The sequence below is a fragment of the Pseudoalteromonas sp. S3260 genome (assembly GCF_005886925.1).
GTDB lineage: Bacteria > Pseudomonadota > Gammaproteobacteria > Enterobacterales > Alteromonadaceae > Pseudoalteromonas > Pseudoalteromonas tetraodonis.
The window spans coordinates 1-424 of record NZ_PNCV01000294.1 but is presented as its reverse complement, the minus strand read 5'-3'; the positions used below and the strand labels follow the sequence as shown (position 1 = coordinate 424).

The 424-nt window shown below is 48.6% G+C and carries 1 protein-coding gene; it reads right to left on the bottom strand.

Annotated elements, in window-relative coordinates; all coding sequences use genetic code 11:
• The coding region (locus CWC14_RS18530; protein ID WP_138564351.1) for a transposase at positions 1-424 on the bottom strand (424 nt) is incomplete at both ends.

Below are 424 nucleotides of genomic sequence, written 5' to 3'. Positions count from 1 at the left end.
GTACAGCACAGTCCTCACCTGGGGTCTGCCGCCCTGGATGGTTCTGAGGCCCTTATAGCGACCGCTTTCCCGATTCATGGGTGCAACCCCGACCAGAGATGCGGCCTGTTTGTTGTTAATGTAACCGAGTTCAGGCAGGTTACTTATGATGGACGCAGCAGCGATTTTACCTATGCCGGGCATGCTCTGTAAAATGTTGCTTTTTGCCTGATAGTCAGGACAGCTTGTGATCAGCGCGGCAATTTTATTTTCTATTTTTTCAATCTGATTTTTAAACGCTGTCAGGATAGGTTTAATGGTCATCGCCAGATATTTAGGCATGATGTTCAGGCGGTTCTTTTCCATCGTTTGCATGGTCAGTAGTTGGTTTCGCCGTGTCACCAAGTCACTCATAGCCTGCATGGTCTCTGGCTTGAGTGCTGAC